Source organism: Microcystis sp. M049S2 (assembly GCF_020245625.1).
In the GTDB taxonomy this organism is placed as follows: Bacteria; Cyanobacteriota; Cyanobacteriia; order Cyanobacteriales; family Microcystaceae; genus Microcystis; species Microcystis ichthyoblabe_A.
Genome location: NZ_JADBUN010000038.1, coordinates 23,823 through 38,296 on the forward strand (window position 1 = coordinate 23,823; position 14,474 = coordinate 38,296).

General features: G+C 46.3%; 12 protein-coding genes. 7 read left to right on the forward strand and 5 right to left on the reverse strand.

Annotated elements, in window-relative coordinates:
- Positions 1 to 21: 21 nt before the first annotated feature.
- Entirely contained in the window at positions 22 to 1,245 is a 1,224-nt protein-coding gene (locus IM496_RS03320; protein WP_287661229.1) for an NAD(P)/FAD-dependent oxidoreductase, read from the reverse strand.
- A 150-nt stretch (positions 1,246 to 1,395) separates the two neighbouring features.
- Between IM496_RS03320 and IM496_RS03325 the strand changes: the two genes are divergently transcribed.
- Positions 1,396 to 2,583, forward strand: coding sequence for a glycosyltransferase (locus tag IM496_RS03325; RefSeq protein ID WP_287661230.1), 1,188 nt, complete (start codon positions 1,396 to 1,398; stop codon positions 2,581 to 2,583).
- 523 nt (positions 2,584 to 3,106) lie between these two features.
- On the opposite strand, the gene IM496_RS03330 is transcribed toward IM496_RS03325, so the two are convergent.
- A complete protein-coding gene (locus IM496_RS03330) occupies positions 3,107 to 6,796 on the reverse strand; it encodes a CHAT domain-containing tetratricopeptide repeat protein (RefSeq protein ID WP_287661231.1) in 3,690 nt (1,229 codons plus the stop codon).
- 906 nt (positions 6,797 to 7,702) lie between these two features.
- Here IM496_RS03330 and IM496_RS03335 point away from each other — a divergent pair.
- Both IM496_RS03335 and IM496_RS03340 read left to right on the forward strand, forming a co-directional pair.
- Entirely contained in the window at positions 7,703 to 7,969 is a 267-nt protein-coding gene (locus IM496_RS03335) for a hypothetical protein (RefSeq protein ID WP_046661765.1), read from the forward strand.
- Positions 7,966 to 8,388 (forward strand): type II toxin-antitoxin system VapC family toxin, encoded by a 423-nt coding sequence (locus IM496_RS03340; protein ID WP_287661232.1) that lies wholly within the window; start codon positions 7,966 to 7,968, stop codon positions 8,386 to 8,388. The genes IM496_RS03335 and IM496_RS03340 overlap by 4 nt, the downstream gene beginning before the upstream one ends.
- 26 nt (positions 8,389 to 8,414) lie before the next feature.
- On the opposite strand, the gene IM496_RS03345 is transcribed toward IM496_RS03340, so the two are convergent.
- Positions 8,415 to 8,654 carry an antitoxin gene (locus IM496_RS03345; protein ID WP_159294788.1) on the reverse strand — a complete coding sequence of 80 codons (240 nt, stop codon included), beginning with the start codon at positions 8,652 to 8,654 and terminating at the stop codon, positions 8,415 to 8,417.
- 394 nt (positions 8,655 to 9,048) lie between these two features.
- Here IM496_RS03345 and IM496_RS03350 point away from each other — a divergent pair, with 394 nt between their 5' ends.
- Together IM496_RS03350 and IM496_RS03355 are read left to right on the forward strand one after the other, a co-directional pair.
- Positions 9,049 to 9,288, forward strand: a complete 240-nt coding sequence (locus IM496_RS03350) for an addiction module protein (RefSeq protein WP_004268322.1) — start codon at positions 9,049 to 9,051, stop codon at positions 9,286 to 9,288.
- 117 nt (positions 9,289 to 9,405) lie between these two features.
- Positions 9,406 to 9,600 (forward strand): type II toxin-antitoxin system HicB family antitoxin, encoded by a 195-nt coding sequence (locus IM496_RS03355; RefSeq protein WP_002784633.1) that lies wholly within the window; start codon positions 9,406 to 9,408, stop codon positions 9,598 to 9,600.
- A gap of 263 nt (positions 9,601 to 9,863) precedes the next feature.
- On the opposite strand, the gene IM496_RS03360 is transcribed toward IM496_RS03355, so the two are convergent.
- Positions 9,864 to 10,988, reverse strand: a complete 1,125-nt coding sequence (locus tag IM496_RS03360; protein WP_287661234.1) for a DUF1822 family protein — start codon at positions 10,986 to 10,988, stop codon at positions 9,864 to 9,866.
- Between the two features lie 70 nt (positions 10,989 to 11,058).
- A complete protein-coding gene (locus IM496_RS03365; RefSeq protein ID WP_194016559.1) occupies positions 11,059 to 12,087 on the reverse strand; it encodes a hypothetical protein in 1,029 nt (342 codons plus the stop codon).
- Positions 12,088 to 12,201: 114 nt separating this feature from the next.
- On the opposite strand from IM496_RS03365, the gene IM496_RS03370 reads away from it, so the two are divergent.
- A complete protein-coding gene (locus IM496_RS03370) occupies positions 12,202 to 13,152 on the forward strand; it encodes a class I SAM-dependent methyltransferase (RefSeq protein ID WP_194016557.1) in 951 nt (316 codons plus the stop codon).
- Positions 13,153 to 13,215: 63 nt separating this feature from the next.
- Positions 13,216 to 14,382, forward strand: a complete 1,167-nt coding sequence (locus tag IM496_RS03375) for a fatty acid desaturase (RefSeq protein WP_159294784.1) — start codon at positions 13,216 to 13,218, stop codon at positions 14,380 to 14,382.
- Positions 14,383 to 14,474: the final 92 nt, after the last annotated feature.

Genomic DNA, 14,474 nt, shown 5'->3' on the forward strand with positions numbered 1-14,474 from the left:
CTTAGCTTTATCCTAGCCTATTTATCCGGGGTTTTGACTAGGGAAAATTCGGTGCCACCATTGACGTAATTTCCCCAGCAGAAATCCTCCTAACCCTTTTGTGTATTTTTCAAATTTGTAGTAAAATAAAATGTCGATTATATCCTGAGTAGAAAGATACTTGAGATAGGATACTCCTTGATCAATACGCACATCACTATATTCTAAATAAACTTTGCGACTGAGGCGATCGGATAAATTCCATTTTGGTTGAAAATATTCTTGCATCCTCTGTTGATAAGCGGCAAAACTACTCGATTTTCCCTGTAAATATTCTTCCATGTATTGACAAGCAATTTCCGCTCCTTTCATCGCGTGTCTAATTCCCTCTCCTCCTAAAGCATTGATAGTTGAAACTGCATCACCTATGGCGATAATATTTGGTTGTTTATAGTAAATATCTTGCAATCCAGAGGAATATTCTACGATGGAACCGTGTTGATCTAGTAAATCGTAATTATCTAACTTCATGTAGTTTTTTATTATCTCGATAATATAACTTTTTAAAGGCTTAACTTCAGAAACATAGGGATGTTCGCCCTCTAACCAAGCAGCTCCTATTTTTAATTGCTGGTTATCCATAGGAAAAATCCAGCCATAACCTTTAGGACTCCATTTATGACCGAGAAAAAATACTAAATTATCTTGATATTTTTGATAATCTACTTCTGGCACAGTAATTAAATATTCAATGCCCACTGCTTTTAGAAAATCAGGTTTTTCTCGTCTATGTTTATACATAACTGCTCTAGCGTATCCCGTGGCATCAACCAATAAACGAGTAGTAACTGTCTCGATTTTCTCGCCTTTTGATTTCAAGAAAACAGTTAGCTGATCCTCCATCTGTTGATATTTCAGATAACGACAACCTAAACGAACTTCTCCCCCCAAACCCAGCACTTCTGCGGCTAAAAACTCTCGCAATTTGGCAAAATCAAAAACTACCCCTAAAGGTTGCGGTGATGACCAAAAATGATGTATGCTAGTGGAGATAATTTCGATATTTTTCCAAAACCTAGCCACCACGGTTTCGGGGAGATTGAATTGTTCTAAAATTTCTAGGGGAGAAGCGGCACTAGAAAAGTTATTATCTTGCCAACTAGAATGTTGTTCCACTAAAAGAACACGATAACCTTTTTCACTTAATAATCTACCACAGTGACCTCCCGCTGGTCCGCCCCCAATAATTACGACATCATAATCCATGATTTACTCCCTCGCCTAATCTTACTAACTTGCTTTTATTTTACCCTAAATGCCCTCTGTTAAACCCCAAACTGGTTAAGCTGTTGTGCATCTAAATTTGATCCTCTTTTTAACCTATTCCCTGTTCCCTCATCGAAAGGCCACCAGCTTATGACATTTTTCTTATTATTAGTTACTTTCCTATCGCTAATAATTTGGTTATATTTAATCTTAGCCAGGGGACAATTTTGGCTATCTAACCAAAAAATTAATCCTGTCACTTCTCCCTTAACAAATTATCCAAAAGTCTCGGCAATTATCCCCGCACGAAACGAAGCCGACGTTTTACCTATCAGTTTAACCTCCCTCTTTAACCAAGATTATCAAGGCGAATTTTCCATTATTTTAATTGACGATCAAAGCAGTGATGGCACTGGAAAAGTTGCCCAAGAAATTGCTGATCAATCTCATAAATCTGGACAAATAACTATTATTTATGGACAACCTTTAGAGATAGGATGGACGGGTAAATTATGGGCAATGAAACAGGGAATAAAAGAGGCTACCGAGAAATTTGCACCCGATTATTTTCTCTTTACCGATGCCGATATTGCCCACGCACCAGATAATTTAACCCAATTAGTTACTAAAGCAGTACAGGAAAAACAAGCTTTAGTTTCCCTGATGGTGTTGCTACGCTGTGACAGTTTTTGGGAAAAATTTCTTATTCCTGCCTTTGTTTTTTTCTTCGAGAAACTCTATCCTTTTCCCCTAGTTAATAATCCTAATTCCCCGATAGCAGCCGCCGCTGGGGGTTGCATTTTAATTCGCCGAGATATCCTAGAAAAAATTGGCGGTATTGAGATTCTTAAACAAGCTTTAATTGATGATTGTTCTTTGGCGATTGCGGTTAAAAAATATCTGCAAAATCACCCAGAAAATAACGAGAGTTCCATCTGGTTAGGATTAACAGAAAGCACCTATAGTCTCCGTCCCTATCCAGATTTAGCCAGCATTTGGAATATGGTAGCCCGCACCGCATTTACACAACTAAATTACTCAATACTTTGGTTAATCGGCACAATTTTCGGGATGTTTTTAACCTATTTAGCTGCCCCCTTGGGCTTAATCTGGGGATTGGTCTTAAAAGAAAGATCAATTATTATAATTAGCGCCGTCACCTTATTACTAATCGCCCTTTCCTATGGCCCGACTTTAAGACTATATAAATTATCCCCCCTGCGGGCTTTAACTTTACCCCTAATTGCCCTATTTTATAGTTTAATGACCGTCGATTCTGCCCTGCGTTATTGGCGCGGTCAAGGGGGAGGTTGGAAAGGGCGAGTTTATCCTAATTAGGGATTGCTTAATAATGGTAAAACTCTTTGAAAATAGGGCTTTTGACCTGTTAAAATTGGAACCTTTAAAAACCCAGCATTATCCTTTTACAGTACAATAATTAGTAGTAGGGTGCGTTAGCGATAGCGTAACGCATCAAATAAATTAATGATAGATAAGAACTCTTGCAAATTAATTATATGTTATAATAAAGTTAAATTAATGATAGGTGTGGTGCGTTACGACGGATTGTTAGATTTAAGTTTAAGCAGAGATTGTCGCCGTCTAACGCACCCCACGTTTTACTTGCAACGCACCAAATAAATTAATGATAGGTGTGGTGCGTTACGACGGATTGTTAGATTTAAGTTTAAGCAGAGATTGTCGCCGTCTAACGCACCCTACGTTTTACTTGCAACGCACCAAATAAATTAATGATAGGTGTGGTGCGTTACGACGGATTGTTAGATTTAAGTTTAAGCAGAGATTGTCGCCGTCTAACGCACCCTACGTTTTACTTGCAACAAGGAAATAATTCCTAATTTTAAGGAAGTCCCAGACAATAGAACGCCCCCCAGTAACGATAATCCTGAAAAGGCACTGCATCGGGAGCAAATTCGTCAAGCCACTTGATCAATTCGCCGATTTTCTGATAATTGGCTTGAGCAGCATTGACGTTGGGATCCTTAGTTTGGCGCATTTGTCGCCAAGTCTGGAAAGCCTGCTGATAATCGACTGTCAAACTGTCCCGCCAGTCTTTTTGGCGAGTCTCCCGCAACGCTTGACGAGCCTGATGTAGAGCCGTTAAACGTTCCTCTCCGGCCCGCCGTGCGCGATGGTACTCCCGGGAAAACAGCGCCGTCGCTAGATCAGCCACCGCCCAATGACTACTAATCACAGCACGAGCGCCCCCCAGCAGAAAGCCTGTACCTAAGCTGAGGGGTTCGTCCAGTAATTCCGGTCGCAGCTTTCCCTCTTGATCTCGGAAACCGGCAAAACTGAGACCGGTTTCACAACAGGAGAGAAACACTTCCGACAATTCGGGAAAACGCCACAGGGGACTAAGTAAATCCCGGAGGGTGACTTTTTGCTCTTCGGCTAGGACGAGGTGGGAGTTGAGGGGATCATCGGCGCGGCTGGTGGCGTGGTGGCTGGAGAGCAAAGCCTGCACTTGTTTCAGCAATTGCAGATAAGAGTCGGGGGTGACTGTGCGCCCCTGTAGCCGCCGTTGGCGAGGCACATTCCAGGTTTGGGCGACCCACTCACACTCTAGGGGAGTATAGGGCAAATCCTCTGTGGTGTTTTCCACAATCCCCAGGGTGTCGGGAGTGGGTTGCGATCGCTCTTGGCACAGTCCGAGAATTTTCGTACTGGGGACAAACTGAAGGCGAAAGCGATCGCCCAGTAGTTGGCCTTGGGCGGTGGGTAGAAGGTCGAAGGGAATTTGGTGCAGGAACAGGTGGGGAATCAGAATTAACTCAGTGATGCCCTGGAGGTGCTGTTGGATGAGGGTGTCGAATTGCAGGCGGGTTGCCAGTTCTTGCAGACGAGTGGCCATAGCTTGGTGCCACTCATCCCGACGCTGCTGGCGGGATTGGGCGGTCTCTGCTTGATTAATCGCAATGTAGGGGATAACCCAGTTGACGATCAGCCAGTTTTGCAGGTCGTTGGCGGACTCCGGGGGATTGGGAATAGTGTGGCAGTTGACCCCTTCCCCGCCATCCCGGGAGGGGCGACGCAGGACAAAGATGTGGGTATGGGTGGCGGTGGTGTAGAAGCTGAGGAGGGCAGTCTGGGGGGATGGAAGCAGCGCCGTTAGCTGATCGAGTCGGGGTTGGGGTTGGGGTTGCTGAAGTTGGGCGGTGATGGCATCAAAGCGGTAGAGAGCGTCCCAGGCTTGACGTTCAGCGGCTTCGGCGGCCTGGAGTTGTTCAGTGGCAAAGCTGGCGCGGGTGTTACCGATGGGGTAGAGTTGGGGCTTCTGGGTGAATCCGGGCTGGTCGAGGGGTTTTTGACGGAGTTGGGATTGGATCTGACGGCTATCCTTAACCTGCTGATACCAGGCTTGGATCTCTGGGGGAACGCGCCCATCGGCGTAGAGGTCGCCCACAGCGATCAGGTCGGCGAGGCGTTTGGAGCGGGAACGTTCGACGGTTCGCAGCGCCAGGGAGAGGTCGCCTTGGTTAACGGCGGCTTGGATTAGGTTTTCATAAACACCGATAGACTTGCGGACAATCTCTTGGCGAAGGGCTTCACTGGTTGCCCAGGCGCGGCTTTGTTCAACGGCTTCCACGGCGGCGCTGTAGCCTTCGATGGCAATGTCCCACCAACCCTGCTGGAAACCGAGATTGCCTAAGTTGCGCCCAGTTCTCAGGGTGTTAGCCGGTAAGAGAGCGGGGTTGAGAAAGGAAAGTGCTTCTCGATAATTGGCGATCGCCCGTTCTAGGTTGGCTACCGGCTCTTTCCCTAGTTCGGCTTGAATGCTGTAGGCATTGCCCAGATTATTGAGGGTTAGGGCTAAATCCCTTTCTAATCCGGGTTGGCGGAAGATGGTGGTGGCTTCGGTGTAGGCGGCGATCGCCCGTTCTAGGTTGGCTACCGGCTCTTGCCCTAGTTCGGCTTGGATGACGTAGGCATTGCCCAGATTATTGAGGGTTAGGGCTAAACCCCTTTCTAATCCCGGTTGGCGGCAAATGGTGGCGGCTTCGGTGTGGACGGCGATCGCCCGTTCTAGGTTAGCCACCTGCTCTTGCCCCAGGTCGGCTTGGATGCAGTAGGCATTGCCCAGATTAGTGAGGGTTCCGGCTAAATCCCTTTCTAATCCCGGTTGGCGGCAAATGGTGGCGGCTTCGGTATAGGCGGCGATCGCCTGTTCTAGGTTAGCCACCGGCTCTTTCCCCAGTTCGGCTTGGAGGCTGTAGGCACTGCCCAGATTATCGAGGGTTTTGGCTAAATCCCTTTCTAATCCCGGTTGGCGGAAGATGGTGGTGGCTTCGGTATAGGCGGCGATCGCCTGTTCTAGGTTAGCCACCGGCTCTTGACCCAGTTCGGCTTGGGTGCGGTAGGCTAGGCCCAGATTAGTGAGGGTTTGGGCTAAATCCCTTTCTAATCCGGGTTGGCGGCAGATGGTGGTGGCTTCGGTGTGGTTGGCGATCGCCCGTTCCAGGTTGGCTACCGGCTCTTGACCCAGTTCGGCTTGGGTGCGGTAGGCATTGCCCAGATTATTGAGGGTTTTGGCTAAATCCCTTTCTAATCCCGGTTGGCGGCGGATGGTGGTGGCTTCGGTATAGGCGGCGATCGCCTGTTCTAGGTTAGCCACCGGCTCTTGACCCAGTTCGGCTTGGGTGCGGTAGGCATTGCCCAGATTATTGAGGGTTCCGGCTAATTCCCTTTCTAATCCGGGTTGGCGGAAGATGGTGGTGGCTTCGGTGTGGTTGGCGATCGCCCGTTCCAGGTTGGCTACCGGCTCTTGACCCAGTTGGGCTTGGGTGACGTAGGCTATGCCCAGATTATTGAGGGTTCCGGCTAAATCCCTTTCTAATCCGGGTTGGCGGCTGATGGTGGCGGCTTCGGTATAGGCGGCGATCGCCCGTTCTAGGTTGGCTACCGGCTCTTTCCCTAGTTGGGCTTGGGTGAGGTAGGCTATGCCCAGATTATTGAGGGTTCCGGCTAAATCCCTTTCTAATCCGGGTTGGCGTTCAGTTGCAGCACAAAATTCGTATCCATAGACGGCAATGGCTAGGTTAATGAGTAGATTACCTTTAGGAAACCCAGAAAAAGCATAAGCAAGACGATAGAGGAGTACCCCTAGTTGGTAAATTCCCCCTGGACTGGCCTGTTCCCTGGTTTGATTTCCCCAAGCACGGAGGAGGTTAACTAAGTTTTCATCTAAGAGATGGAGGTTATTGTCGAGCAGGGGATAAATTGCTTGGGGGTTTCCGGGATTTTCTGCGATAGTTTGCAGTAGGGTTTGTAAAAAACTGATGTAGAGGTTTTGGTTATCTCTGGGCGGTTCTAAAAATTGTTCTAACTGTTGCGCCATATTCAGCAACCATCTCCCGTTATTGCTGTCTCCTTGCTGTTCTAAGAAGCCTGCATACTGCTTCATCACAGCGACTAAGCCTGCATCAAGTAATTCCGCATTAGCTTGTAATAGCGCTGGTTCCTGACCATTTTCGCACTGGAAGAGCGCTTGGATTAGGGCTAAGTAAGCTTCTATTCTTGCTTCGTTCATGATTGGTTTTAGGTTGTAGTAGGGTGCGCCCTTCGATAGCGTAACGCACCAAATAAATTAATGATAGATGTGGTGCGTTACGACGGATTGTTAGATTTAAGTTTAAGCAGAAATTGTCGCCGTCTAACGCACCCTACATTTTACCATTTGGGGATGGGGAGTGAGTGCGATCATGGATTTTAAGCTATAATCAAAGATGTTGATTTATCCCATGAAGTTTTTAGTAGGGTGCGCCCTTCGATAGCGTAACGCACCAAATAAATTAATGATAGATGTGGTGCGTTACGACGGATTGTTAGATTTAAGTTTAAGCAGAGATTATCGCCGTCTAACGCACCCTACATTTTACTATTTGGGGATGGGGAGTGAGTGCGATCATGGATTTTAAGCTATAATCAAAGATGTTGATTTATCCCATGAAGTTTTTAGTAGGGTGCGCCCTTCGATAGCGTAACGCACCAAATAAATTAATGATAGATGTGGCGCGTTACGACGGATTGTTAGATTTAAGTTTAAGCAGAAATTGTCGCCGTCTAACGCACCCTACATTTTACCATTTGGGGATGGGGAGTGAGTGCGATTATCTGTAGTGCGATCATGGATTTTAAGCTATAATCAAAGATGTTGATTTATCCCATGAAGTTTTTAGTAGGGTGCGCCCTTCGATAGCGTAACGCACCAAATAAATTAATGATAGGTGTGGTGCGTTATGACGGATTGTTAGATGATTGAGTAGGGGCGAAGCATTCGGACAATAACCTATTACTGAAACCCTAGATTTCCTATCCGAATGCTTCGCCCGTACCCCGAATTTTTCTCTAGCAAACTCAATTGGGGATGGGGGGTGAGTGCGATCATGGATTTTAAGCTATAATCAAAGATATTGATTTATCCCATGAAGTAACAATGTTATCGATTAATCTAGATCGAGAAACCGAGAACTATCTAGCAGACATCATTTCCGAAGAGAATATTAGCTCAGAAGAACTTCTGAAAAAACTCATTTACGAACATTGGCAAAGCTTAAAACCGCGTAAAACTTTATTACAACGCCGGGGAGGTCATCCTCAGCATCTTTTAGAAAATGCTCCACCTGATTTGTCATTGCGAGAAAACCGCAAAAAAGTAGTAGCAGAATATATACAAAACCATCATCAGCAAGATCATTCATGACAAATTATCCCCCCAAAATTATTACAGATAGCAGTATTTTATTCGCCTATTACAGTTCCAAAGATAATTATCATCTGGCTGTCGTCAACTTTTTTGAACAATGTTCCAGCGACTTGATTACAACTGTTGCTTGTATAACAGAAGTAATGTATCTTTTGAGCCATAATTATCGAACGCAAAATGAATTTTTAAGTGATTTATCCCACCAGCTTTATCAATGTATTCCCCTTTTACCACAGGATTTTGCCAGAATCATACAACTTAATGAACAATACGCTGACCTACCGGGAGATTTTGCAGATCTATCCTTAATAACTATTTCTGAAAGACTTAATATTTCTGCAATTATTACCTTAGATAGTGACTTTGATATTTATCGCCGTTATCGAAAAGAACCTTTTGAACGAATCTATTTATAACAATAAAATTTCAGGGCTATTTTATTCTAAAACGTCATGTCATCAAGGGAAAGCAACCCTTCATCTATATCAGGAAAATTGTCTGTAATGTCTGGCAAAGTAGTCAGCAAAGAAAGTAGAGAACCAGAAGAAATCGGCTCAATGATTAAGCGATGACCTTCTTTGCGTAACAAAACCTCTGTGCTTGATAAGGCAAGTTCAGGAGGAATATTTAAGACTTGCTCTTGTCCACTTGTTAGTAAAGAAACCTGACGTAAGTTTTGCATCTGTTGACCTCTTTTTTAATGATCACCTTACTATTTTATAACAGGGAACAGGGAACAGTAGTAGTAGGGTGCGCCCTTCGATAGCGTAACGCACCAAATAAATTAATGATAGGTGTGGTACGTTACGACGGATTGTTAGATGATTGAGTAGGGGCGAAGCATTCGGACAATAACCTATTGCTGAAACCCTAGATTTCCTATCCGAATGCTTCGCCCGTACCCTGAATTTTTCTCTAGCAAACTCAATTCTAGTCTAATTATAGTGGGGTGCGATCTTCGATAGCGTAACGCACTGCCCATAGCAGATTAATTAAAGATTTATCAAAAAAGAACTAACTTAGTCGATTTTGCTGTAGAATGATAATACTTAGAGTTTATTATTCTGCGACGGGCTATGGGATCAATTGAGCAACTGACAGAAGAGATATTGTCCTTACCTAGTGTATCAAGGGCGCTGCTTGCAGACAAGTTGGTAGAAAGCTTAGAATTCGATACCGATTCAACAATTCAGGCAGTTTGGGTAACTGAAGCAAAAAGACGAAGAGGCGAGGTTCGGGATGGCTCTGTGCAGCCAATTTCGGGGGAAGAAGCTCTGGCTCAAGTTAGACGACTGATTGAGCCATATATCAGATGATTCAGGTTATACCTGGCAAAAGTAAAACCTGAGAGGGTTTCAGAGATTGTAAATATCCTAACTGCTTTGGCGGTTGTTATAATTACAAATGATAATAGTCAAAATTAAAAGGTAAGTATGCGCTATAAAGTAAGGTTACAAGAGAGCGAGGAAGGATATGCGATATGGTGTCCAAGTTTACCGGGGTGCTGGTCACAAGGGGAAACTAAAGAGGAAGCTTTAGAAAATATCAAGGATGCCATTCAACTCTACTTAGAGACAGTCGAAGAACTAAATAAAGATGACGAATCTCTTTATGTAGAAGTTGGATAATTATGCCAAAACTTCCAGGAATAAATCATTTAATAGCAATTAAGTCCTTAGAAAAAGCAGTATTAGTAGGGTGCGCCCTTCGATAGCGTAACGCACCAAGTAGTAGTTAAATTAATGATAGATGTGGTGCGTTACGACGGATTGTTAAATGATTGAGTAGGGGCGAAGCATTCGGACAATAACCTATTGCTGAAACCCTAGATTTCCTATCCGAATGCTTCGCCCGTACCCCCAACGCACCCTACATTCTGATATTATTATTTTTAAATACATTTTCCCAATTCATCAAGCCAATCCATCGCCACCGTTAGCCAGTCCACCGCACCCTCTGAAGACGGCTCAGGCGTTGCTTCCCTTACCCCTTCTGGACGCGAGACTAAGGGTTTAAAATTCTCATTATTCTCGTTGGCCTTCTCTTCTAAAAACTCCTTTAATAGCGTCGGACGCTCATAGTCCTGCCGATAGTCCCAGACCCAGTTTAACACCGTGATTACCTCCGATCGCTGTTCCACTGACCAGCCTTGTTTATCGATATACTGCGCCATGATTTGCTGACAGTTTTCCCACCGACGGTAAGCCTCCCACAGCGCCGATATAGGTTTCCTCATCGCCAAGGACACCGCACCGCCTTCTGGGAAATCTTGGCGCAGGTCCGAACTCAACAGAACCCCAGTTAACCAAGCTCCCCCTTCCCCTAACTCGATTAAAATATAGGCTAGAGTTGCCGGATTTAGGTCAATTTCGACACTAATTTGGCTTAAATCCAACAGTTCTTCACCAGAGTCTTGGGGAATCAATATAGCTTCCAGTTTACCTAGCTTGGGTAGCACCACATCTGCTGTTGGATTGAGTAGTTGTAGCACCGCTTGAGCGTGGTCAGCCGCCGCAGCATCTACCTCTATCCCATGCTCTTCTAGATAATATGTCAGCACCGCCGCCGCTAAGGTGTTCTGACGAATCAGTTCCCCAAACCTGGGATTAGGGTGAGCCAGGGCCAGTTTATTGGCTCGCTGTTGAGCCGCTGCGTCCCAGGGAACCCAAACAGAAGTTGTGGCTAAATCCCTTTCTAATCCCGGTTGGCGGCTGATGGTGGTGACTTCGGTGAAGGCGGCGATCGCCCGTTCTAGGTTAGCCACCGGCTCTTTCCCTAGTTCGGCTTGGGTGAGGTAGGCATTGCCCAGATTATTGAGGGTTTGGGCTAAATCCCTTTCTAATCCGGGTTGGCGGCGGGAGGATGCTTGTCCAGTGCTGTCCTCCTCCTCCGCTGTGTCTGCGATCGCTAACCACGCCTGAAACTCAGGATCGTTTTCCAGTTCGTCATCGTCAATCCAGTCCTCTAGGGGATTGAGAGGCTCATTGACATCTGAGGTTGAGGTAGAGATAGACATAATTTTCTAGGAGGGAACGGGGGACATTAGAAAAGGGGTTTATTCGAGAAACTCCTTTTCTGGGTTAACTTCAGTCTTCCGAGAGAAGATCTTCTGCGGAAAAATGTTTTTGGAGCCAAGGACAACACTTGTCATTATAGAACCGGCGAATTGTGGTGTCGTCGCACCCCCACTGTTCTGCCATTTCCTCCCAAGGGACGGATTCTGGGGGTAAGAGATTTAAGATCACCAGTTGGGCGTTAATGTGCCTTAATGCTTTGCTTCGGGGCTGAATCTGTTGGAGTTCCTCTGCACAGGGACCCTCCACTGCTTCTCTGATCTGCTCCCACCACGCTTGAGACGGCTTAGACTTAATGTTATCTAAAGGATCAATGGTTTGATCTGCATCATTGGGGTTAATTCGGGGATTCGCCCTCAAGCGTTTCTTGTCGGCTTTTCTGATAGCTACTTCCTTCAGTTCGGAATAGATGCGTGTTCCTAGCCACCCTTTAACGGTACACTGTCCACTCTGTTGTCGGTAATGGGGATTAAAGACAGAATCCCTACCCCTGGCGGTTGGTTCGCCTTTTAAGCTCAGGCCAAGATAGCGCCACACCTGGAATTGCGCTTGATTAATGTCCTCTTGCTTAAGTTCCTGTTGATATTTGGCACTAATCTTCCCTTGAATCCAGGGAGCAGAGATCCAGTTTTTGATTTTAGGATCTAACTTCCTGCCAATGTCATCCTTAAGGATATGCCAGAGGCGATCGAGTTGCTGCCAAGTTGGGTTATCCTTTGCCCGATAGTAAGGAGATTCGGGTATGACGCACTCATTGCTACTGGGATGACGGTTATCGAGGACAATCCGCACAAGAGCGCATAAGGGGAGGAGAATCTCTAGCGGTAGGCTGGTTAGCGCCCTTGGGGAGTTGAGAAATTGAATAATGTTATCTATACATTCATAAAAGCGCTTTTCCGCTTGTAACCACTGCTCACTCCCTGAGGGGAGAAAGTTAGAGTCATTTTCTTCAAGGGGTTGGTTGGTTTCCGGCACAACATTACGGAGTCGTAGCCGCCAGTAGGTTGCCACCTTGACTAGGGGAATAAGCTCGTCGTTCACGGCATTGTCTTTTCCTTAAAATTATTTTTCCCACAACTGCAAAAAAAGTCTAGTGGCTCTCATTAGTTAAGTAAGCGGACGAAAAGCCGCGATAACTTAACAAGGAGTTGACTGATGGCAGCAACAATTGTAGCACCCTCGAAGCCGGATTTTTCCTCGATCGGAACTGAGCAAAAATCATTATTCGATCGGGTTATCAATCCCCAAGCCCTGTATAATCGTTTCGGATCTTCGTCTCAGGCATTGACCGCCCAGAATGAATTTAGCACCGAAGGACGCGGCGAAGATTATCTGGACAGTATTCGGCTGTTTCCAGATGTTCGCTCTGAAGGAACCCTTGATTTATTGAGGCTGGCTCACCCCCAAGGTTCCCTGGAATTTGACGGTGACTATATTATCGCTGATCTTCTCGCTGGCGATGGCTATATCGAAGAAACGTCCAAACGTCATGTATCTTTTGCCCCGCTTTTCGTGAATTCTGATAGCTCAGCTTTCATGGTGGAGAAGTGCCGGAAGAAGGCGATGTTCGCGGTTTGCGAATTCGCTCAGGATTTGTTTTGGTTAAAAGATGAGTCAGTCGATGCCGTGATCTTTGCATACGGGACTCACCACATTGATCGGGTCTTTCGGAGTCAAGCTGCGAAAGAAGGAGCGCGGATTTTAAAATCTGGTGGACGTTGGGTCCTCCATGATTTTGAGGAAGATGGCCCGATGGCTCGCTTGTTTGGCGAGGTAGTGAATGAATACGGCAAGACGCGCCACGATTACCCGCATTTTACCCGACAGGAAATGCTTAATCTTGCTCAAGATGCAGGGCTTTCAGATATTGCCATTGAATATATTGCCGATCCTTTTGTGGTCCAGGCCCCCTCGAAACTTGCCGCGAAGCGTTTGCTTTGCAACTACGTTATCAAGATGTATGGACTGAGCGGTTTAGAGAATGAACTTGATTTCACTTTTCACCTGCTCGAACAGTATTTTAGCGTGAATTTGACTGAAAATCTGTCCGGCTATGAAGCTCGACTCATTCGCAATGCTTTAGTTTGCCACGGGACCAAACCTTAGTTGATTGATTCGCCCCCTGACTTCTCCAGGGGGCTTCCTCACCCCCTGACCCTAGAAATATTTATGACTGACAATCTGACTTTTAATCAAGCGCCAACTGTGCGCGATTCTTTGCCTTCGCCGAATCGGTCGGGAGTAAGGAAAGAAATGGAGGCTTTACCCAAAGTTCTTCAGCCATTTTTAACCTGGGTTGTCGGTGTCCCCGCTACCGATGAGACTCTACCTCAACCCAGACCGCGCCGCTATTTAGCCAAGGTTTGCGGTTTACTGTTGCTGGGGATTTCCCTCAGTTGTTGGGCTTTAGTCCTTCAAGGGTGGGGTTATCTATGGTTGATTGTCGGTTGGAGTCTCACTGTTTCCGCCTCTCGACAACTGCAAGTGGTCATCGTTCACCATTGCGCCCACTCTAATTTCACAGGCGATCGATTATTCGATCAATACCTTGGACGGTGGATTTCCGCCTTAATGTTGATTCTCAGCTTCGATCAATATCGAATCCGCCATCGTAAACATCATCAAGATCCCTTGCTTGATGATGATGAGACAGTGGAAGCGCTTCGTCTTCGGGCGGGAATCCATCCTGGTTTGAGTCGAGAAGCCCTATGGCGACGGATGATCATGGGTTTGTTTTCTCCCCTCTTTCATGGCCGCTTCTGGATTGATCGAGTACGCTCAAGCCTATTTTCGAGCGATCGCGCCCATCAACTACGCAGTGGGTTAGTGGTCTTGGCCCAGTTAGGTTTGGTCGGGTTCGGTCAATGGTGGCTCGCCTACGGGGTGGCGTGGCTGTTCCCTGTGATCCTGTTGCATCAGATGAGTACCTTAATCCGCCAATGTTCAGAACACCTTCACCCCGCGCCCGAAGCAGATTTGAAAAAGGGCAAGCGTTATTATGCCCGGGCAACGGTGGGGATATTTTTGGGAGATCCTCTACCCAGGGCGGATCAACCCTTTGGCATTAAATTCTGGCAATGGTGCGTTTGGTGGTTGAGGTTAGGGATGATCTATGTTCCGATTCGCTTGCTCATCCTAGTGGGGGATACCAGTTGCCACGATTATCATCACCGTCACCCCGGTGTCGATCAGTGGCTCAATGCGGCGATCGCCCGACAACGGGATGTGGACGCGCATCATCCGGGCTGGCCAGTACCCTATCAAGAAGTATATGGGCTATGGCGGGCGATCGATCTGTCGTTTACAAGTTTGAGCCTAATACCAGTGCAAAAGTAAATTATAGAACATTTGTATTGGCAGTTGAGGCAAGGAAACGGGCAACAGGCAACAGGCAAGAGTAAGGGTTTTCGCTTGTTTTTCCAATTTTG